Genomic DNA, 21,310 nt, shown 5'->3' with positions numbered 1-21,310 from the left:
GGATACATTCCCCCCTTCGCCGGAGAAATTAGTCCGCAATCATTGGCAAGTTGAGTCCTTGCTCTCTGGCGCATTCAATCGCGATGTCATAACCCGCATCCGCATGGCGCATCACACCGGTGGCCGGGTCGTTGCTCAGCACCCGGGCGATGCGCTCCGCCGCTTCATCGCTGCCGTCGCATACAATGACGACGCCGGAGTGCTGGGAGAAGCCCATCCCTACGCCGCCGCCATGGTGCAGGGAAACCCAGGTCGCGCCACTGGCGGTATTCAGCAGCGCGTTCAGCAACGGCCAGTCGGACACCGCGTCGGAGCCGTCCTGCATCGCTTCCGTTTCGCGATTAGGGCTGGCAACGGAGCCGGAGTCAAGATGATCGCGGCCGATCACGACTGGCGCCGACAGCTCGCCGCTGCGGACCATTTCGTTAAACGCCAGGCCCAGACGGGCGCGCTGCCCCAGTCCGACCCAGCAGATGCGGGCCGGCAGCCCCTGGAAGCTGATGCGCTCTCTGGCCATATCCAGCCAGTGGTGAAGGTGTTCGTCGTCGGGGATCAGCTCTTTAACTTTCTCGTCGGTGCGGTAGATATCCTGCGGATCGCCGGAAAGCGCCGCCCAGCGGAATGGGCCAATACCCCGGCAGAACAGCGGACGAATATAGGCGGGAACAAAGCCTGGGAAGTCAAAAGCGTTTTCCACCCCCATCTCTTTCGCCATCTGGCGGATGTTGTTGCCGTAATCGAAGGTGGGAATCCCCTGCTGCTGGAAGGAGAGCATGGCTTTAACGTGTTCGGCCATTGAGGCTTTCGCCGCGTGGATCGTCTCCACCGGGTGGGACTGCGCGCGAGCGCGGTAGTCTTCCCAGCTCATGCCCAGCGGCAGATAACCGTTGAGGGGATCGTGTGCGCTGGTCTGGTCGGTCACCATGTCCGGGCGCACGCCGCGTCTTACCAGCTCCGGTAAAATTTCCGCCGCGTTGCCATGCAGCGCGATGGATACCGCTTCTCCTTTTGCGGTATAGCGGGCAATGCGGGTCAGGGCGTCATCCAGGTCGCTCGCCTGCTCATCGACATAGCCGGTACGCAGACGGAAGTCGATACGCGACTGCTGGCATTCAATATTCAGCGAACAGGCTCCCGCCAGGGTTGCGGCCAGCGGCTGGGCGCCGCCCATCCCCCCCAGACCCGCAGTCAGCACCCAGCGTCCGCGCAGGCTACCGTTATAGTGCTGGCGCCCGGCTTCCACAAACGTTTCGTAAGTGCCCTGAACAATGCCCTGGCTGCCGATGTAGATCCATGAGCCGGCCGTCATTTGCCCGTACATCGCCAGACCTTTTGCATCAAGCTCGTTGAAGTGCTCCCAGTTTGCCCAGTGCGGCACGAGGTTCGAGTTGGCGATCAGCACCCGCGGTGCATTGTCGTGGGTTTTGAAAACCCCCACCGGTTTACCGGACTGGATCAGCAGCGTTTCATCATCATTGAGCTGCTTCAGGGTCTCCACGATCTTGTCGTAGCATTCCCAGTTGCGGGCCGCCCGGCCAATACCGCCGTACACCACCAGCTCTTTTGGATTTTCGGCGACATCGGGATCCAGGTTGTTCATCAGCATGCGCAGCGGCGCCTCTGTGAACCAACTTTTTGCGTTCAGCTTATTGCCTCGCGGGGCTCTGATTTCAATATCGCGAAAACGGGTTGCTTGTTTACTCATGCGCTTTACCTTCTTATCTGTAACCTGTCGTATGCTACTTAATCGTAAATTTTATTTTTTACGGCTTAGTTGTGTATACATGATAAGCATATTGAATGCCAGGTTAGTAATAAATTTATAAAAACCATAAAATACAGCAAGTTAACATTAAATCAGAGAGGCATTTTGCGCTATACCATCGTGAACACACTGTGGTGATGGGCTATTATGGTGCAATAAAACCCCTCAATGCCTTATTTTTGTGCGCTAGAACATCACAAAAAGATAACGCCAGTGCATTTTCTATCTCGTCATGACTTCTTATCTCGCCATAAACGGCAGCACCCTATAACGGAAAAATACACTAATTAATTGTTTTAAATCACTAAATAACCATCTTATTGCGTATTTCACTGGTACTGACACAAGCGTTTTTGTTGTACATACAAGATTACCTATAGCAGAATTTTGTCGCGTGACTCCCCTGCACTCGGGAACACCACACACAACAATCAGACGCGTGAAGACGATTACCTTCCAGAATGTGGCTGAGCACTACGACAACGGTTCGATCGAATTAAATGGCCTTAGCCTGGTAGCACCGTGTGGCAATATTAGGGTATTTGTCGGCCCTTCGGGCTGTGGAAAAACACCTCGTTGCGGATAATTGACCGGTTACTGGAATCGTTATGCAGGATTTGGCCCGATAACGGTTCCAGTAACCGAGCAAATGGATATCGTGTAACTGCGCCACTAAAAGTAAAGCCAGAGCCGGGGGAATTACTGGACGTCGTCGGTCTGGATCCGCAAATCGCCAAACGCTTCCCCTGACAGCTTTCCGGAGGCCAGCAGCAGCGCGTGGGAGTTGACCACGCCATGGCGGCAGACCCGGAGTTTAGATGGACGAACCGTTGAGCGCGGTCGACCCGGTGGTCCGCGAACAGCTGCAGGAAGAGTTTTTGCGTATTCAGAAAGAGGTGAGCAAAACCATCATTATGGTCATTCACGATATTGATGAAGCCATGAAGCTCGGCGACCTGGTCGCGGTACTTAAACCTGGCGGCAAGCTGGCGCAGATGGCCTCTCCAGGCGAACCGCTCAATACGCCGCAAAACGCCTTTGTGTCGGACTTTATCGGCAAAGACAGAGGCTATCGCAAACTGAGTTTCCACGCCGCCGACACAGAAACCGGGTTACGCAACTAGCCCTATGCCGAGCTGGACTGTTCCTTCGAGCAGGCCAAAGAGATGACCATCGACCGCTGGCTGCTGGTTACCCAAAACGGCAAAGCGTTTGGCTGGTTCGACACCCATCAGCCGGCAACAGCAATTACCCACGACAACATCAATCTGGGGGCGACGTTCCACCAGCAAGGGAGCCCGTTGCGCCGTTTACTGGACGCTGCGCTGAGCTCGCCCAACCACCGGGCCGTGATCGTCGATGAACGGCAAATCCCGCAGGGGACCATCCACCTCGATCAAGTACTCGACATGTGTAAATCCACGCGCCAGGAGGGAGCATGAGATTCGATTGGCTATGGGTGCAGAGCGATTAAATCTTCAACCTGTTTCTCTAGCACAGCTATCTCGCAATTGTGCAGGTAGTGATAGGGGTAATTCTGGCCGCCCCTGTAGCCTAGGGCATACACCACCTGCCATCGGTCAAGTCGGCGATCGTTAACCTGTTTGGCATACTGTATACCATTCGGTCACTGGCGCTGTATGTGCTGCTGCCCCCGCTGCTCTACACGCAGATTCTGGACCCCATTAATGTTGTTGTCGCACTTGCCATCGGCAGCTTTGCGCTACTGGTTTGCACCGTCTGCGACTGGCTGAACTCTATATCGGCCGATACCCGTCAGTCCGCGGCAGCGCTCGGATATAAACCCGCCCAGCAGTTTTTCCAGAACGACCTACCGCTGGCCGTGCCGGTGATTCGTTACGGTCTGTGCGTTGCCGTGGTGCTTAAGGTCAGAATCGTTTCCGTCGCGGCATTAATCGGGACACAACAGCTCGGCTCGCTGTTTACCCTGGGGCTTCCTGCTGCAATTTCTGACTCCCATCATCGCCGGGATCGCGGACAGCATCATTCTGGCGCTGCTGCTGGATATGCTGGTGGTTTACGCCACTCGTCAACTCAGCCGCTGGCAAACTCAGAGAGGATAATTATGCTTCAGGACTCGCTTAGTATACGCTGTATCCCCCAGATCCGCGGTGCGCCAACGGCGCTGGCCGTTGCGATTGCCCAGTTGAGCACCGCTTCCCAGCCCCGTTGCGACTGAATAACCAATACGCATCTCAGCGGGCTGCCGGCCTTTCTTTTCTCGCCGGATTCGGGGTACTCCGGGATGATGATCCCACCCTACGTCGCCGCTGCGCTGGCGGGCGATAACCGCAGTCTGGCCGGCCCGGTCAGTATCCACACGGTGTCCACCTGCGCCGGTCAGGAAGATCATGTCAGCATGTGTGGGGGGGGGGGGCCGCCGCACGCAAAGCGCTTCAGGCGGTAGAAACGCCGTGGACATCGTCGCCATCTAACTGCTGTGCGCCTGTCAGGCGCTGGAATTCCATCGCCCGCTGCGCGCCGCCGTGGGCAGCGAGGCGACGCTGGAGAGAGTGCGTCAGGCGGTACCGTTTCGGGATAAAGATACGCTGCTCTACCCCGATATACATGCGCTACGCGCCCTGATTCATCAGGGCGAACTCAGCGCGATGCTACAGGCATTGTGCGAAAAGGTGTGACAACAGGCGCCGCAGAAGGAGCCTGCGGCGTGATTAAAGGGGAATCAGCGTGATGCGGGCCAGACGCGCGCCCGGAGAGTCCTGGATAACGAGCGCCACCGCTTCATCCACCAGCAGGCTGTCGTAATGTTCCAGTAAATAGCGTTGGTCGCCGACGCTCACCCGCAACGCGGGCCCGGCATTAAACAATATCCGCAGTCCGCCCTGATGCGACCACGTTCCCGCCCCGCACCAGCTCACCGTCGCCCGCAGAGCGGCTTCCCGGTAAATCACATTAAAATCCAGAAGCGGGCCGCCGACAATCTCACAGGATACGCTGCTCGCGCCGTTAAACCCCAGCGCCTGGAAAGGCGCAATCAATGCGCTGCGCTGCCCATCGATTGTCAGGTACATCCCGCCGCCTTCCAGCACGCTGATATTGCGCAGGTAGCCGGGAAATGTGGAGAACGGACCAGGCTGGCGAATGGTCGCCAGGGATATACGCCAGTCATATTCTCCCGCTTCCGGATAGCGGGCCACTTCGCGCGTCACGCCCTGGCCGTTTTTCCAGGGCATTTCCGTATACAACCCGGCAGGGAGCAGACGGATCATTTGCGCATACTCCCTTCCAGGCGGTAACGCGGACCGGGATATACCAGGCGCACGCTGGTGACGATTTTCTTCTCCTGACGGCCGGTCCACGTCCGACGATTGACCAGCAGACAAGGCGTATGTTCATCGATTTCCAGGTAAACACACTCGGCCCGCGTGACGTTGACCGCTTCAATAACGTGTTCGCCTTCAACAATCGGCGCAATTGAGGAGAGATAGGCGTTCGGCGTGATACGTGTAAAATCCTGCTGCAGGTAGTCCGGCACAACCTGCATATTCACCAGTCGGTCTTCCAGCATAACCGGAACGCCATTTTCATAATGGCAAATCAGCGAATGGTACAGACCGCAACCCTGCTGCATGCCAAAGCTGAACGCCTGCTGGGCATCGGCTTCGATTTCCGTCAGTCTGAAAACTCTGGCGTGGTGGCGATGGCCACGGCTGACGATTTCGTCAGCGATATTGTTAATGTCCAGCAACGCCGACTGACCGCGAATTTCGGCGACAAAAGTACCGACCCCCTGCATCCGCACCAGCAAGCCCTCCGCGGTCAGTTCTCGCAACGCGCGGTTAATCGTCATCCTGCTATAGCCAAACAGCGTAACCAGTTCGCTTTCAGAGGGAACACGGTAATTCGCGGGCCATGCCCCGCTGTGGATCTTGGTTTTGATCATGACCTTTACCCTTTCATAAAAGGGGGCGGGATGTTCAAGTATCTCATCCACGAAATCCGAATTTGACAAGTCATTACGCGCCATTAACCATTCCTCATATGCTGACGTTGTCAGTTTACTCTATGACCTGTTAGATGTATATATATGTACAAGTATATTAGCACTAATAATAAGGTGGTAAAATGGCAGTCTGGTTGGCAGAAAAAGCGCTTTTGTCTGATGGCTGGGCAAATAACGTCGGCATAACCGTGTCCGAAGAAGGCATCATAACCGCGCTGGAAAAGAATGCAGCACCGAGTCCGCAGGCGACGCGCATCAAAGGGGTCGTCGTGCCGGGTATGCCAAACCTGCACTCCCATGCCTTCCAGCGGGCGATGGCCGGGTTAACGGAGGTCGCGGGAAACCCGTCGGATAGCTTCTGGACCTGGCGGGATCTGATGTACAGGCTGGTAGATAAAATTACGCCAGAACAGCTGGAAACCATCGCCAGCTATCTGTACATCGAAATGCTCAAAGCCGGGTACACCTCGGTCGCCGAATTCCACTATCTGCATCACAGCAGCAGTGGCGCGCCTTATGAAGAGCGGACGGAATTAGCGCTGCGTATCGCCAGAGCGGCGAAACATACCGGCATCGGCCTGACGCTGCTGCCCGTCCTGTACAGTTACGCCGGGTTTGGCGCGCAGCCGCCTTCCGTTGGACAGCGCCGCTTTATCAACGATAGCGACAGCTACCTGACAATGTACGAGTCGCTCACATCGCGGCTGGCCGGCGAGCCAATGCAGCGTACCGGTCTGTGCTTCCACTCATTACGGGCCGTTACGCCGGAGCAGATTGGCGCCATTCTGGACTGCCATCCTGGCCAGCAGCCGATTCATATTCATATTGCTGAACAGCAAAAAGAGGTGGATGACTGCCTGGCCTGGTCTGGCGAGCGCCCGGTGGAGTGGCTGTACAACCATCTCCCCGTGGATTCCCGCTGGTGCCTGATCCACGCCACTCATCTGACGCCTCAGGAAACGATGAAGATGGCCACATCCGGTGCGGTGGCCGGCCTGTGCCTGACCACCGAAGCCAATCTCGGCGATGGCATATTCCCCGGCCCACAATATCTGGAGCATAACGGCGTCTGGGGAATTGGTTCCGACAGCCACATTAGCGTCAGCGTCAGCGAGGATTTACGCTGGTTCGAATACGGGCAGCGCCTGATAGCCCAGCGCCGTAACCGGCTCATCGTCCCAGGCGAGCCTCACGTTGGTAACGTGCTGTATCAAGGGGCACTACGAGGCGGCGCCAGAGCGCTGGGCCAAAATATTGGCCAGCTAAGCGTAGGATATCGGGCCGATCTGGTCGTATTGGATAGCCAGAATCCCTTTATCGCCTGTGCAGAAGACCAGATGCTGCTCAACCGCTGGATCTTCGCCTGTTCATCTAATCCCATTACCGCGGTGATGACTGGCGGACGCTGGGTGATTGAGGATGGACATCACCATCAAGAAGAATCTGTCTCACAGGCATTTATTCAGGTAATGAAACATCTTGCTGTCTGACATCGAACAAACCGGTTCAACGACGGTGAACCGGTTTTGTTTCTGAATGAAATTTAAATAATTCAAATGATTTTACTAACGGGATCATGTCGGTCGTGAAGCATCGCCCCTCTTGCTTGGCTTCACTCCTTGCAATTCAGGAGGTGAATACCTTTTAATGCAGAATTATAAGTTACTGGTTATCTCATGAATCAATATGCTATTTAGGGTAATGACTCCAAATTATTGATAGTGTTTTATGTTCAGATAATGCCCGATGACCTTGTCATGCAACTCCACCGATTTTGAGAATGACAGCGACTTCCGTCCCAGCCGTGCCAGGTGCTGCCTCAGATTCAGGTTATGCCGCTGAATTCGCTGCGTATATCGCTTGCTGATTACGTGCAGCTTTCCCTTCAGGCGGGATTCATACAGCGGTCAGCCATCCGTCATCCATATCACCACGTCAAAGGGTGACAGCAGGCTCATAAGACGCTCCAGCGTCGCTATAGTGCGTTCACCGAATACGTGCGCAACAACCGTCTTCCGGAGCCTGTCATACGCGTAAAACAGCCAGCGCTGGCGCGATTTAGCCCCGACATAGCCTCACTGTTCGTCCATTTCCGCGCAGACGATGACGTCACTGCCCGGCTGTATGCGCGAGGTTACCGACTGCGGCCTGAGTTTTTTAAGTGCCGTAAAATCGTGTTGAAGCCAGCGCCCATAATGCGGGCGGTTGCCCGGCATCCAACGCCATTCATGGCCATATCAATGATTTTCTGGTGCGTACCGGGTTGAGAGGCGGTGTAAGTGAACTGTAGCTGTCATGTTTTACGGCAGTGAGAGCTGAGATAGCGCTGATGTTCGGCAGTGCTTTTGCCGTTCGCACCACCCCGTCAGTAGCTGAACAGGAGGGACAGCTGATAAAAACCGAAGCCACTGGAGCACCTCAAAAACACCATCATACGCTTAATCAGTAAGTTGGCAGCATCACCCAAATTCAGATTCCGGTGCTACTGATTTCCGGGCGCTACGATGAAGCCACACCGGAAGTGGTACAGCCCTTTATGGATCATATCCTCGGCGCACGGTGGGTCATTTTTGAAGCCTCAAGCCATATGCCGCACATGGAAGAGCGCGATCTATGCATCAAGACGGTGAGCGATTTTTTAAGCAATGCGATCTCATCGACATAATTTCTGCTGTTCACCGAAGCCTGCCCACAAAACTGGCCTGAACTGGTGAACGGTGCTTTTTAAGCATCGAATTACCTGCCCTACCGTCTGATGGCGAAGTTCACCATTTTCCCAAGCCAGTCGGCCATTGATCCACACCTTATCGATACCTTCAGTCCGGGGGCGTGATTTTTTGATCGGCACCACCTCCATTCAGGTGAGTGTTTATCATGCCGGAATTCTGTTTCTGAATAGCGCAGGATTTTGGGTCAGGGTCAGTTGTTCTGTACCCGATCGTTATGCCTATCATGATAATGCATCTCTGCTTGTCCGGTCATAATCTCAATACTATCCCGTTGAACCTGGCAGATAGCACGGCGTGATATGTTATCAACAACATCGAAGATATAGTGCTTCACATTCAGTAAAAGTTACTTTCCCAAATGGCCCACCACCAAGGAAATGCCCGAATATGGTCAGAAGTCCGTTAGCGCCGGTTTTTTTACAACAGTTAATTATGTAGCCCCTGCTGTTCCACTTTTTTCCGGAATGATCGGATCCAGTCGGGGACAGTGCCTGCCGGTAATGCGCCAGAAAAAAGGTATCCCTGTATAACAGGGCAGCCCATGTGTTTCAGACAGTTCCACTGAGAGATACTTTCAACACCCTCTGCGACCACGACCATATCTAGGTTATGTCCGATATGCACAACGGCTTCGACAAGGGCATTCACTCTTCGATCATGTGTAAACTGGTCAATGAAGCTCTTATCAATTTTTACCTCAGTCACAGGTAAATACGCCTGCCGGGACAGGCTGGAGAAACCCGTACCAAAATCGTCAATAGACACACCCACACCGAGTTTTCGTATTGATGTAGCCCCCTCAAACACCAGACAGTAGCTGTATCTCCAGATAAGAGATAGGCTTGAATATATGTCTAACACTAACGCCAATTTTGAGATGACCGGGATCCTGTTAGGGCAAGAAGCCCGCAAACGTAAAACTCCTCAGGAGAAGATCGCCATTATCCAGCAGACGATGCAGCCGGGCATGAATGTCTCCCATGTCGCCCGTCTGCACGGTATTCAGCCCAGCCTGCTGTTTAAGTGGAAAAAGCAATATCAGGAAGGTAGCCTCACCGCCGTTGCAGCCGGAGAAGAAGTCGTGCCTGCCTCTGAACTCACAGCTGCACTAAAGCAGGTTCGGGAACTACAGCGCCTTCTGGGCAAGAAGACGATGGAAGTTGAGATCCTGAAAGAAGCCGTGGAGTACGGCCAGTCGCGAAAATGGATAGCGCACGCGCCCTTGTTGCCAAAGGACGGGGAATAGCACAGGTTAGCCGCGCCATGAGCGTGTCGCGTGCGCAGCTGTCACTGCGGATTAAGCGTCCTGCCGACTGGCAGGACAGGCGCTGTAACCGGAATAATGATGAAGCAGACGCTGAAATACTGTCGGACATCCTCGACATCATCAGCGATATGCCCAGCTACGGCTATCGACGAGTGTGGGGCATCCTGCGTAAGCAACGTCGAGCAGAAGTGTAAGCATCCCGGTAAAGCGGACCATTCACATTTAGAGATTTTCCGGCATACTGAATATATCCTTGGAGGAGATCGCCATGCGCATAGCCCGATTCACCGGACACCAGATCATCGCCGTTCTGAAGTCTGTCGAAGCCGGACGTACCGTTAAGGATGTCTGCCGCGAAGCCGGGATTTCCGGAGCCAGCTATTACAACTGGAAAGCGAAGTTCGGCGGTATGGAAGCCTCTGATATCAAAAAAGATGAAGGACCTTGAGGATGAAAACCGCCGGCTGAAACAGATGATTGCGGACCGGAGCCTCGAATGCCGCGCCCTGAAAGACGTTATTGAAAAAAGCTTTAAAACCAGCGATAAAGCGTGAGCTGGTCAGCTATCTGACCGCACAGTTTGCTATGAGCTTACATCAGGCATGCAGGACATTGTCGCTGAGCAGGACGGTATTTCGTTATCAGCCGGATACGCAACGTGATGAGTCAGTCATTAGGGCGCTGAGCATGGCGGCTGAACGCTATCCGCGATACGGATTTGAAAAGCTTTTTCAGGCCCTTCGCAGGCAGGGCAACGCCTGGAACCATAAGCGCGTGCACCGGATTTACTGCCTGCTGAAACTGAATTTTCGCCGTAAGGGAAAACAGTGCCTGCTGGTGCGCAATCCGGCTCCGCTAGCGACGCCAGAGGCGATGAACCAGAGCTGGTCCATCGATTTTATGCACGATGCGCTGGTGTGTGGCAGACGTTTCAGGACCTTCAACGTGGTGGATGATTATAAACGGGAAGCGCTGGCGATCGAAATTGACCTGAATATCCCGGCGCAGCGGGTTGTCAGAGTGCTGGCCAGGATCGTGGCAAACCGCGGATATCCGCTGAAGATGCGGATGGATAACGGTCCGGAGCTGGTCTCGCTGATGCTGGCACAATGGGCAGAAGAGCATGGTGTGATGCTGGAGTTTATCAGGCCCGGCAAGCCAACACAGAACGCCTTTATCGAACGATTCAACCGGACGTACCGGACAGAAATACTGGATTTTTATCTGTTCAGAACACTGAATGAAGCACGGGAAATTACAGAGCGCTGGCTGGCTGAATATAACGGCGAGCGCCCCACGAATCCCTGAATAACCTGACGCCGGAAGAATACCGGCTGATGTCTGAAACCCCTGAAATCTCAAAAAGTGCGTGGAACTAAAACAGCTCTGCTTACATATTCTCCCTCGAATACTGTCGCAAAGAAGAGATCGCAAAAGTTGAGATTGCTCCGTTGTCAGCCTGCCGTTATGAGTAACCTCATCCTGTTTTATTAATAGCAGCAAAATCCAGTCTCCATATGTGATAAGATAACCATCATTTACTGACACTCATTAGTGACTAGTCTTCCTTGCAATTAGATTAAGCTTTCTTATCTAAGTATTTTTTTAACTCCTCAATGTTCATAGGCTTTGCATAAAAATACCCCTGAACATACGCATCAGGAAAGTTAGCCACTAGGTATGAGAGTTGCCCCTCTGTTTCAACACCTTCAAATATGATTTCATTATGCGTTTGGCTAAGTATTGAAACAATTTTGTTCAGAACATTAGCATTAATTGAGTCTGTACAGATTAAGTTCGTTATGAATTTGTCGATTTTAATTTTATCAACTTCCAGCTTGGATAACCAGTTTAAATTGGAATATCCAGTGCCAAAATCATCAAGGGCTATTTTATAGCCCAACACTCTTAATTTAGCCAAACTCTCATTTATTAAGGATGTACTATCAGAACGCCTCTCCGTTAGTTCAAGAGTAACGAACTTAGGGCTAACTTTATATAAATTGGTTGCTTTTTCCAGCACCTCATGGGATAATGGTGAAAATAGATCGCTTGTATTAATATTAATACTCAACTCAATTTTATGAGTATTTATCAATTCGTGCATTTCCTTTATTGATTTGTAAATTACAAACCTTGTGACGTAACTTATAAGCCCATGCTTTTCAGCAATAGAAATAAAAATATCAGGAGATACTCGCCCGTATTCATTGTCATACCATCTTAATAATGCCTCCACACCTATCACTTTATTATCTTTGATGGATAGAATAGGTTGGTAAACTATATTTAACTTATCAGTTTTCAATGCCTGATTGAGACGAAATACAATAGTATCTTTCTTAGATAAGAAAAGATTAATGCTTACAAACATTAATAACCCCAAGGCTAACGAAAGAATAAATAATAATAAATTTATTAATATAGGCATGTCGAATACGCTTTGGATATACATGCCCGATGTTGCGCATAAATTAAATTCATAATTGCATTTTTCTGAAATTATATATCCAATCGGTTTGGGGGTGTAGTGCTCCATTTTATAAAGGTCGTTAGTGTTGTTCCCAATGAAGAAGATATGAGCTTGATGTTTCTCATCACTAACTATTGCACTTATTTTTTTATTTTCAGAATCTAATGAAAACCTAGCAAAAATGAATGGTGAAGGTATGATTGCTAAATTATTTATAACGTATACATTATTACCTCCTAAGATCCCAGGTTTTACATCAAGCAACCAAAAACCATTGCCATACTTTACACTATTATAATTGTTGTTGAGCTTTTCTGGTGCTAGGTCATCACCCCACAAAGCCGTACACAAGAGCGTATCTTGATTAGCATAAGCAATGTCTTTAATATAACGTTGAGGCCAGAGAATTTCACGCAGCTTTTTTATGTGTTCTTTTGTGCAAGCTGCTGATTCATTTACACTCTTGCTTTTACCTTCCACAAACTCTATTTGCTCCATTAATAAAACACTTCTTTCTAGAATGGATTCTGCAAAACCCTCAACATCTCTCTTGTTGAGAATATAAATTACAGCCTTTGTGGATAGGTAGAACATAGAGAGTGTGAAGGTTATACAAATTATTACCGTTACGTATTTATTATTTTTTTTATTGCTATTCATCATGGTATTTTCTCTGCTCGCGAACTAATCTTAGTTTAGAGCAGTTATTGAATGGTTACAAAGATTTTGTGATGCCAAAAGATAGTGTCGACCTGCTCCTCGTGGATGAATACACCCGGTAGGAGTACTGTCCTCATAAGTTACAGGTGATGGCCAGTCCCAGTATCAGATACAACCATCAGTTTGTAATGTCGGTTGGTTGACCCTGGCCCCGAATATGGGCCAGTCGTAATCAGGAATAACAGACTTCATGTTGACTGCATATTCTGCCAACAGGCAGACTTCTCTGCGAATTTGGATGGCGTCATCCAACCGGGTATATAATACGGACGCCTCTGGTTATAGTATATGCGCCAGGCCTCGATTCTACACTATGCAACCTCCAGAGACATGTACCAGTCCTTGTTCAGTCATTCCTGTCGCAGACTGCAGACTGCCATTGAACGACTCCACTGTGGCATTGTCCCTCGGTGTTCCCGGCCGGGAAAAGTCTTTATGGCCCTCCCCTTCATACACCAACTTGCCCATCATTTTCCAGCAAATTCAGAGCCGTTATCAGTTTTCAGCAACTGTGGTAAGAGACGTGTGAGGGCAATGGTGTTCATCTCTACGATCTCCGTTGAGCGCAGATTCTGGCCCACGCAGATCCCAGTAGATTCGCGTGTGTAGAGATCAATGACTGTCAGCTGGCGTAACCGATGCCCGTCAAATAAGGCATCAGACAAAAAGTCCATGCCCCAGGCATGATTCGGATACAGCCCCTGCTCGCTGTAGAGTCGGTAAATACGCTTAAGTTTATCCCGCCAGCCCTCCCGCCTTAGCATAACGTGAACCCTCCGGTAGCAATAGTGAACCCGTGTCTGGGTGATCCCACTGATACGCGAGCGCAATGCGCTGTCGTCTGTCGACACAGAACGGTAGCGTAGAGAGCTGCGGCTGACCCGTAGCGCAAAACAACACCGCCTTATAGCGTACCTGCAGGTCACGGCCCCATTCGCGCAGACGCGCCAGCGTCAGTTCTTTTTTGCCAGCACGTCTTCAGCATGGCCTTGTCGAGGCTCAGAACGGCAACCAGCATCTTCAGCCTGAGATTCTCATCCACAAGCTACCGCATGTGCTTCAGTTCGGTAGGAGATGTTCCTCCATTTTTTTCGTCACGTATAAAACGTGGGATCATAAATACCCTGCTTACGGCAGGCCTCCGGCACGGACGTCACCGGATCAGCCTGCTTCAGGGCAAAAACAATCTGCTCTTCGGTGAATCGTGATTTTTTCATCGGCACGACCTCACCACACTCCGTTCAGGGAGTGTAGAACATGCCGGCATTATGTTTCTGAATGGTGCAGGAGTTCGAGTCAGGGTCAACTCAGTTGTACATACATCACCAGTTTAACGGTTGCCAAGATGGAGTGATATTTTTATAAAACATGAGGATATAATATTTTATTTAAATGAATAGCTAATGGAAAACTTCATTGCTCAATTGTGGTGCAAATGTTAAGTGTTTATCCCTGTAATGGGGCATGTCATGCTTACATTTTATCAACAATTGACTTCTTTGAGGATACTTTACAAAGCTCCTCTCTGGTAAAACCAGCCGACAAAAAAATAACTGCCTTAAATTCAATTTGTTATGTTTTGGTGCGCAATCATGGCATGGCTAATGCAGGTTGTATATGCAGGCCTGTACATTAAATCTTTCTTACAGCTTATACTTTATGAGAAAAATCCAACAACCAAAGTAAAGGGGCGGTTATTACGATGAGTACCTTCAATCACAGAATTAAACATGATGGCTCTGACTTTGTGGTGGTTGATAACCAGAACCCGAGACTGCCGAGTACTTCAGGCGGAGGAAAAAATACATCACGATCGAAGATGATACTACGTCATGCTTAATTAATATCTGAGAGTAGTTAATTTCTGAGGTATTCGAATCAATGATATGAGGTTTATCCCATGAGGAGTAGTGGCGTATGTCGTCATAACACGTTCATCGTCAAGGTATCGGCACCCTAATTTATCAGGGCACTGCAAAAAAACGGGTATTAAAGACTGAATCGCAGAAAGGCAGAGGTTTAAGTCTTCATGTTGATGACAGCAGGCGGCCTATAGCAGAACGAGTAAATGTTGCTAGCAGGCAGCATACCGTTCAGATTATATGCTTGTAATTTTCAAAGGATTCATCTATGAAACATTCCACTAGCACTGTAAAGCACACGGTTATAGAAAGACGGTCAATCGATTATGTTCCTGATAATGAGCGCTTCGGCAGCGCTATGGGACAGTTTACATTATGGCTAGGGGTTAACCTTAATATTACCGCTATTGTGACCGGCGCGTTGGCCGTTGTATTAGGCGGCGATGTTTTCTGGTCATTAATCGGTTTATTTATAGGTCAGATATTAGGCAGTATCATAATGGGGCTACAGGCCATACAAGGGCCAGCTACAGGACTGCCGCAAATGATTCGAAGCCGTATGCAATTTGGTGTTTATGGCGCGGTCATCCCTCTTTTACTGGTAAGTTTTTTATATATAGGGTTCTCTGCTGGAGGCACCTTGCTGGCAGGACAGGCAGTGGCTAAAATTTTGAATGCAGCAGAATGGCAGGGTATCGTTTTATTCGGTGTCATCACGATCTTGGTTGCCACCTTAGGCTACCGCGCCATACATTCTTTAGCACGGATCGCGAGTGTGGTCGGCATCATTGCATTTATTTACATGTTCGTTGCATTATTAGCTGGCCATAATATTAGCAGTCTTCTAGAACAGAGAAAGTTTATTCCCAACCAGTTTATCCTTTCCATTTCACTGGCGGCGGCCTGGCAAATTGCTTATGGCCCCTATGTCGGAGATTATTCACGTTACCTCCCTACGGATACATCAAAACTGAAAGTGTTCTTTGCCGCAGCCTCAGGAACAACGCTGGGCTCTCAGGCAGCCATGACATTTGGTGTTTTTTCCGCCGCTATTGCCGGAGTGGCATTTACCGGACATGAAGTAGAATTCGTTGTAAATCTGGGGGCATCCGGTCTCGTCGCATCTTTGCTTTACTTTGTCGTAGGCTTCGGAAAAATAACCATGATGACATTGAATGCGTATAGCAGTTATATGTCGAGTGCGACGCTGGTGAATGGTTTCAGAGGAAAAGCAACCGTCTCTGTCGGTCATCGATTTATTTATGTATCAGCCATGATTTTGTTAGCTGTTTCCATTGCGTTATGGGGCTCGGGAAGCTTCATTCACGCTTTTTCTTCTTTTTTATTATTTCTACTGACCTTTATTTCTCCCTGGAGTGCAATTTGTCTGGCTGACTGGCAGTGGGGGCATCGTTCAAAATGCGACCTGCAGGCATTAAACGATCCACAAGGAATATATGGCCGCTGGAACTGGAGTGTAATTTCCATTTACTTCATTGGCTTATTAATGGAACTTCCTTTTGTTTCCAGCAGTATTTACACTGGTCCGATTGCAAGCTTGTTGGATGGCGCAGATATCTCTTGGTTAGTTGGCCTGATTGGCACCGGCATAGTGTATTACATTTACAGCAGAATATTGCCCCCCGCTTCTATGAAAATACAGGCTGCTGATTAACAGTAACAATAATAATCCCAAGAAAAGGATCCATACATGAAATATATCGTTGACCCATTTTCCGAAAAAAAGTCACTTAATACGCCATACCGTTTACTGCGTCATTATGCAGAAAAATGGCCTGATAAAGAAGCGCTGGTATTCGATGCTGGTAATCAACGAATGACCTTCAGAGGTTGGCTTGACAGTGTCGACAAGTTGGCGCTAGAGCTAAGTCGTCGTGGTGTAAAAGCGGGTGACCCTGTGGCTCTGTTGGCAGAAAATCGTATTGAGTGGCCAGTTGCCCAGATTGCAATTTCGGCCTTAGGTGCGATACTGGTGCCTGTTAATACACATTTCCGTGATAATGATTTACGCCACGTTCTCGATCACAGCCAAGTGGTTGCCATCTTGCTGTCCGAACGTTTTCGCTCCAGCGAATATTTAGCCATGGTACGAGCGATTCATCCTCAACTCCCTAGCCTAAGAGACATTATTAACTTCGATGATATGGAATATGAAGCAGTAATGCGCCAACCCGTTTTGGCTGAACTGACGGAGTGGGTATGGTCCCCGAGAGAGTTGGCTAGCATCCAATATACTTCTGGTACTACTGGACGGCCTAAAGGCGCAGAACTCTGTATGGAAGGGATAATGATGAATGCCTGGGGCACCGTGCAGCGGCTGGAAGTGACGGCGATGGATCGCTGGACATCCATTATTCCGCTCTTCCACTGTGCAGGTTGCATCATGAATATTCTGGCATGCCTGACAGCTGGTGCGACATATTTGGGTATGCGTGCTTTCGACGCCGGACAAATGCTTTCGCTGATAGAACGGGAGCGCTGTACAGTTCTTACGGGAGTCCCCACGTCCTACTTAGCGATGTTAGAGCATCCGGACAGACCATATTTCGATCTCTCGTCTTTGCGTACCGGTACCTGCGGTGGTGCAGACTGCGATCCGAGACTTCTGGAACAGTGCGCGCGGGCGTTTCCTATTAATGGGTTGGTTCAGGTTTACGGGCAGACGGAAGCCAGCACACTGATAGCGTTAGATTACTGGCAAAGTCCCCAGCGCTTTGCCACTGCTGGCTTGCCCTTACCTGGAGTTGAAGTGCAGGTCTGCGATCCGAATACCGGAGTGGTACTCCCCCACGGGGAAATCGGCCAGCTACAGGTTCGTGGGCCAATGGTCATGTTGGGATATCATCGAGATGCGGAGGAAACCGCTCGCTGCATCGATCCTCAAGGCTGGATGAATACGGGCGATCTCGGTCGGCTAAACATCGATGGTAGGGTCGAACTGGTAGGAGGACGCCTGCGCGATATGATCATTCGCGGTGGTGAAAATATCTATCCTGTAGAGATAGAAAATCTGCTGCGTGAGCATCCGTCGATCACTGAAGTTGCAGTCTTCGCTCTACCCGATAAATTTTACGGCGAAGTGGTAGCCGCCGCTATTGAGTCCACCAAGCCGTTATCCAAAGATGAAATAAGAAAAGCCTGTGTTGGAAAAATAGCTGGTTTTAAACATCCTGCTCGGGTCTTTACCATCGTAGAATGGCCGATGACGTCAAGCGGGAAGATCCTAAAACGCATGTTGAAAAGCGCAGCCCTTGATGGGCAACTGAAGGAGCTTTTATGAAAATGAGTGTGACAGGCTATCCACATACATGCGTCTTCACCCCTGGGCCGCACCAAACAGCAGCTGCAATTGGCAACACGGGTGTGAAAGTGGTGTCGACACCAGCGTTGATCGCTCTATTGGAGGAGACCAGCGCCGATGCTGTAGCAAAAGACTTACCGTCCGGCTGGGTGAGCGTGGGAACCCATGTCGACGTACATCATCATAAACCCGCCTGGCCTTATCAGGAGGTTCGCTGTACGGCGACGTTAATTAGCGCAGATGAGAAAAGGTTGCAGTTTTTCGTACAGGCGCATCAAGCGGGAGCATTGATCATGAGCGGTAAGCATGAACGTGCTCTAGCGCCACTCAGCCGTTTTGAACGTGCTGATGGTAAACTGCCAGAGGGAGCTCCGCTGGAGTTTTTCTTTGATTTTCACAGCCCTTGGTGCTACCTCGCCTTCCCCCGTCTAAGAGAAATTGCCGCTGCGTACGGAAGAATGATAGTACTACGTCCCTTCCATCTGGCTAATTTGATTGACCGCATAGGTGGACGTAGACCGTTGGATGCCTCGCCAGCGTTTGTCAACTGGTTCAAACAAGATATGCAGGACTGGGCGCGCATTCGCCGGCTGCCACTGAGTTATCATCCTAAGTTCCCGTTGCGGCCTTCACGTGCGCTGCGAGCTACCCTGTATGCAGTTGAAGAGGGGCTGGGAGAAGCATTCGCCTTCAAGGTGATGCAGGCGTATTGGTCACAAAGTCTGGATATTAGCGATGTTGCCATCTTAGGCGACTTAGCCACTTCAGTAGGGCTGGATAAAAATGCGTGCATCTCCTCCATCGGCGATGAAGCCCGGAAGCTAGCCATAGTATCGAACACAGATGAAGCTATTGCTCGCGGGGTATTTGGTGCACCAGCAGTGTTTGCCGATGGCAAACTGTTCTGGGGAAATGACCGCCTTGATATGATGGACACTTGGCTGGCATCTGCGGGAGAGCGCTGCTGAGCCACCGACGGAGAGAAGTAGGCTAACGCTTGCTTCTCCCAACTATAGACTCAGACCAGCATAAAAGTTGGGACTTCCTATGTTAAACCCGAAAAGGAGATAAGGTCGGTAAACCACCCTGCTGTCAAACTCCGTTAGGTCAAACCATTTGCCGAAAATACTACCGCAGTTATAATTGTGGTGAATGCCGACCTAGGCAGCAGGTGTGGTGGTCGTGTTGCCCATAAAAAACCTCCGTGGTCAATATCGTCTGGGATCCGGCTTATACTGTGCCGACACAAGTGACGGGAGAACAACGGAGGATGCAAGGGCGTCACCGAAGCCGCTGCAGAGTAAATAGCAGGAGGAGGCTGGGCGGTTTGACGGCGAAAATTGAACCTGAAAACGATGGGAAGATGGCGGTTAGGGCCTTTGAAATAAATGTGGCCGGGTTAAGTTGACAGCGTTTATGCTCCCCTTGCATCAGTCGTGGCCCAGCTATAGTAGCGGCACGTCTGTCAACGTTAAACGGGATGAATGTGGCGCGTAGCAACATCGTTTTTATTGCGTCGTTGATATTCACAAAATCCTGGGTAGTGCTACCAACTTATTGATTTTTGTGTTGGATGGTGTTTTCGAGGTGCTTTATGGCTTCCATTTACGTGGGATCGCCATCTTGTGCTGTGACTGAAGGCGTAGACCGTAACGGCAAAAGTACTGCCGGTCATCAGCATTATCTCTGCAGGCAGTGCCGTAAGCCATGGACACTCACTTTCACCTATACAACCTCACAGCGCAGTACACACCAGAGGAAAATCATTGATATGACTATAAATGGCTCTGGATGCCGTGCCAGTCCACACATTATCGGCATCGGTCTGAACACCATTTTCCGTCGTTTAAAAAACTTAGTCCCCAGTCAGTAACCTCGCGGATAAAGGCTGGCTGGGGTGTTATTGTCTGCGTAAAAAGGGAAGAGCAGAGGGGCTACGTCGGGTGGGTTGGCTCCTATATTTCCATACACTTTTTATCACTTAACCCATTACTGGTTCGCCGCCGCAGATATTCCCGTGGCGAACGATACCCCAGTGCACTGTGCGGATGCCATTCGTTGTAATGTTCGAAGGCCTCCGCGAGGTTCTTTACCGCTGTTAACCCGTCGGGTTTCGGCATGATGCTGATGTAATCGCGCTTCATCGTTTTCACGAAGCTCTCTGCCATCCCGTTGCTTTCCGGGCTACGTACCGCCGTATGTTTAGGCTCCAGTCCTACCATTCTGGCGAACTGACGCGTCTGATAAGAACGGTAGGCTGAACCGTTGTCTGTCAGCCACTCAACGGGGGATGTCGGCAGGCTGTTACCGAAGCGACGCTCCACGGCACCCAGCATGACGTCCTGCACGGTTTCACTGTCATATCCACCGTTACTGGCCGCCCAGTAAAGTGCCTCGCGATCGCAACAGTCCAGAGCGAACGTGACCCGCAGTTTTTCACCGTTATCACAGCTGAACTCGAAGCCGTCAGAGCACCACCGCTGGTTACTTTCTCCAACGGCCACTTTCCCTGTATGCGCCCGCTTCGAGGGCGGTATTTCCGGTTTACGCTCAAGCAGCAGCGCATTCTGACGCATGATGCGGTATACGCGTTTGGCATTGATCACCGCCATGTCGTCAGTTTCTGATTGTCTGCGCAGCAGTGCCCATACCCGACGATAACCATAGGTGGGCAGATCGTCGATAACGGTATGGATAAGGGGCAGCGCGTCAGTATCATCAGGCTTGCGCTTGCACCGACGATCCTGCCAGTCCTTCAACCGACGGGCCATGGCATGCAGTTGCGCACGTGAGACCCGGAGGCAACGACTGACAAGGCTTATTCGCCATCCTCCGGCAACAAGGGCTCGTGCGCTATCCACTTTTTTTGTCGGCCATATTCAACGGCTTCTTTCAGCAGCTCGTTTTCCATGGTTTTCTTGCCCAACAGGCGCTGCAGCTCTTTAATTTGCTTCATCGCAGATGCCAGCTCCGACGCGGGCACAACCTGTTCTCCTGCGGCAACGGCTGTAAGGCTGCCTTCCTGATACTGCTTACGCCACAGGAACAGCTGACTGGCAGCAACGCCATGCTGACGGGCGACCAGCGACACGGTCATTCCGGGCTCAAAACTCTGCTGAACAATGGCGATTTTTTCCTGAACACTTCGCCGTCTGCGCTTCTCTGGACCTAAAACATCAATCATTCG

Annotated in this window: 10 protein-coding genes and 10 pseudogenes; 11 read left to right on the top strand and 9 right to left on the bottom strand. The window is 50.7% G+C overall.

What is annotated here, in order from left to right:
* Nucleotides 1-28: 28 nt before the first annotated feature.
* Nucleotides 29-1,705 carry a urocanate hydratase gene (hutU, locus tag ACQUTI_RS24465; protein ID WP_080861644.1) on the bottom strand — a complete coding sequence of 559 codons (1,677 nt, stop codon included), beginning with the start codon at nucleotides 1,703-1,705 and terminating at the stop codon, nucleotides 29-31.
* A gap of 508 nt (nucleotides 1,706-2,213) precedes the next feature.
* On the opposite strand from hutU, the pseudogene ACQUTI_RS24460 reads away from it, so the two are divergent.
* The 3 pseudogenes from ACQUTI_RS24460 to ACQUTI_RS24450 form a co-directional block, all read left to right on the top strand.
* A pseudogene (locus ACQUTI_RS24460) lies at nucleotides 2,214-3,207 on the top strand (glycine/betaine ABC transporter ATP-binding protein).
* A gap of 32 nt (nucleotides 3,208-3,239) precedes the next feature.
* Nucleotides 3,240-3,849, top strand: a pseudogene (locus ACQUTI_RS24455) (ABC transporter permease).
* Between the two features lie 5 nt (nucleotides 3,850-3,854).
* Nucleotides 3,855-4,425, top strand: a pseudogene (locus ACQUTI_RS24450) (aromatic amino acid lyase); the annotation flags it as partial.
* A gap of 33 nt (nucleotides 4,426-4,458) precedes the next feature.
* On the opposite strand, the gene ACQUTI_RS24445 reads toward ACQUTI_RS24450, so the two are convergent.
* Entirely contained in the window at nucleotides 4,459-5,016 is a 558-nt protein-coding gene (locus ACQUTI_RS24445) for a HutD/Ves family protein (protein ID WP_428923395.1), read from the bottom strand.
* Nucleotides 5,013-5,774 carry a histidine utilization repressor gene (hutC, locus tag ACQUTI_RS24440; RefSeq protein ID WP_080861639.1) on the bottom strand — a complete coding sequence of 254 codons (762 nt, stop codon included), beginning with the start codon at nucleotides 5,772-5,774 and terminating at the stop codon, nucleotides 5,013-5,015. The genes ACQUTI_RS24445 and hutC overlap by 4 nt, the downstream gene beginning before the upstream one ends.
* 98 nt (nucleotides 5,775-5,872) lie before the next feature.
* Here hutC and ACQUTI_RS24435 point away from each other — a divergent pair, with 98 nt between their 5' ends.
* Nucleotides 5,873-7,240 carry a formimidoylglutamate deiminase gene (locus tag ACQUTI_RS24435; RefSeq protein ID WP_080861638.1) on the top strand — a complete coding sequence of 456 codons (1,368 nt, stop codon included), beginning with the start codon at nucleotides 5,873-5,875 and terminating at the stop codon, nucleotides 7,238-7,240.
* Nucleotides 7,241-7,462: 222 nt separating this feature from the next.
* Here ACQUTI_RS24435 and ACQUTI_RS24430 read toward each other — a convergent pair.
* Nucleotides 7,463-8,159, bottom strand: a pseudogene (locus tag ACQUTI_RS24430) (IS1 family transposase).
* Nucleotides 8,160-8,217: 58 nt separating this feature from the next.
* Here ACQUTI_RS24430 and ACQUTI_RS24425 point away from each other — a divergent pair.
* Nucleotides 8,218-8,415: pseudogene (locus tag ACQUTI_RS24425) on the top strand (alpha/beta fold hydrolase); the annotation flags it as partial.
* Between the two features lie 490 nt (nucleotides 8,416-8,905).
* Here the strand turns inward: ACQUTI_RS24425 and ACQUTI_RS24420 are convergent.
* A complete protein-coding gene (locus ACQUTI_RS24420) occupies nucleotides 8,906-9,286 on the bottom strand; it encodes an EAL domain-containing protein (RefSeq protein ID WP_225545475.1) in 381 nt (126 codons plus the stop codon).
* Nucleotides 9,287-9,356: 70 nt separating this feature from the next.
* Between ACQUTI_RS24420 and ACQUTI_RS24415 the strand changes: the two are divergent.
* Both ACQUTI_RS24415 and ACQUTI_RS24410 read left to right on the top strand, forming a co-directional pair.
* Nucleotides 9,357-9,934: pseudogene (locus ACQUTI_RS24415) on the top strand (transposase); the annotation flags it as partial.
* Nucleotides 9,935-10,014: 80 nt separating this feature from the next.
* Nucleotides 10,015-11,125 (top strand): annotated as a pseudogene (locus ACQUTI_RS24410) (IS3 family transposase).
* A 200-nt stretch (nucleotides 11,126-11,325) separates the two neighbouring features.
* Here the strand turns inward: ACQUTI_RS24410 and ACQUTI_RS24405 are convergent.
* Both ACQUTI_RS24405 and ACQUTI_RS24400 read right to left on the bottom strand, forming a co-directional pair.
* Complete coding sequence (locus tag ACQUTI_RS24405; RefSeq protein ID WP_080861635.1) at nucleotides 11,326-12,882, bottom strand: EAL domain-containing protein; 1,557 nt, start codon at nucleotides 12,880-12,882, stop codon at nucleotides 11,326-11,328.
* Between the two features lie 245 nt (nucleotides 12,883-13,127).
* Nucleotides 13,128-14,156, bottom strand: a pseudogene (locus ACQUTI_RS24400) (integrase core domain-containing protein).
* Nucleotides 14,157-15,069: 913 nt separating this feature from the next.
* Here ACQUTI_RS24400 and ACQUTI_RS24395 point away from each other — a divergent pair.
* From ACQUTI_RS24395 to ACQUTI_RS24385, 3 genes are read left to right on the top strand one after another with little or no spacing between them, the layout of a single operon-like run.
* Nucleotides 15,070-16,476 (top strand): purine-cytosine permease family protein, encoded by a 1,407-nt coding sequence (locus tag ACQUTI_RS24395; protein WP_032413280.1) that lies wholly within the window; start codon nucleotides 15,070-15,072, stop codon nucleotides 16,474-16,476.
* Between the two features lie 36 nt (nucleotides 16,477-16,512).
* Entirely contained in the window at nucleotides 16,513-18,102 is a 1,590-nt protein-coding gene (locus tag ACQUTI_RS24390) for a class I adenylate-forming enzyme family protein (RefSeq protein ID WP_080861633.1), read from the top strand.
* The gene (locus tag ACQUTI_RS24385) at nucleotides 18,099-19,091 is read left to right on the top strand and encodes a thioesterase, FlK family (protein WP_004118901.1); all 993 of its coding nucleotides are present in this window, start codon (nucleotides 18,099-18,101) and stop codon (nucleotides 19,089-19,091) included. The genes ACQUTI_RS24390 and ACQUTI_RS24385 overlap by 4 nt, the downstream gene beginning before the upstream one ends.
* 117 nt (nucleotides 19,092-19,208) lie before the next feature.
* Here the strand turns inward: ACQUTI_RS24385 and ACQUTI_RS24380 are convergent.
* Nucleotides 19,209-19,316: pseudogene (locus ACQUTI_RS24380) on the bottom strand (antirestriction protein ArdA); the annotation flags it as partial.
* 401 nt (nucleotides 19,317-19,717) lie between these two features.
* On the opposite strand from ACQUTI_RS24380, the pseudogene ACQUTI_RS24375 reads away from it, so the two are divergent.
* A pseudogene (locus tag ACQUTI_RS24375) lies at nucleotides 19,718-20,067 on the top strand (IS1-like element transposase); the annotation flags it as partial.
* An 11-nt stretch (nucleotides 20,068-20,078) separates the two neighbouring features.
* Here the strand turns inward: ACQUTI_RS24375 and ACQUTI_RS24370 are convergent.
* Nucleotides 20,079-21,307, bottom strand: a protein-coding gene (locus ACQUTI_RS24370) for an IS3 family transposase (RefSeq protein ID WP_428923394.1) whose coding sequence is annotated in 2 segments (ribosomal slippage) — nucleotides 20,079-20,992 and nucleotides 20,992-21,307 — 1,230 coding nt in all. Because the reading frame shifts where the segments join, the coding sequence is not laid out codon by codon here.
* Nucleotides 21,308-21,310: the final 3 nt, after the last annotated feature.

It is taken from the genome of Klebsiella sp. 7-CIP_Kleb. (assembly GCF_050378655.1).
GTDB classification, from domain to species: Bacteria; Pseudomonadota; Gammaproteobacteria; order Enterobacterales; family Enterobacteriaceae; genus Klebsiella; species Klebsiella quasipneumoniae.
This window is presented reverse-complemented; position numbering and strand designations above follow the sequence as displayed.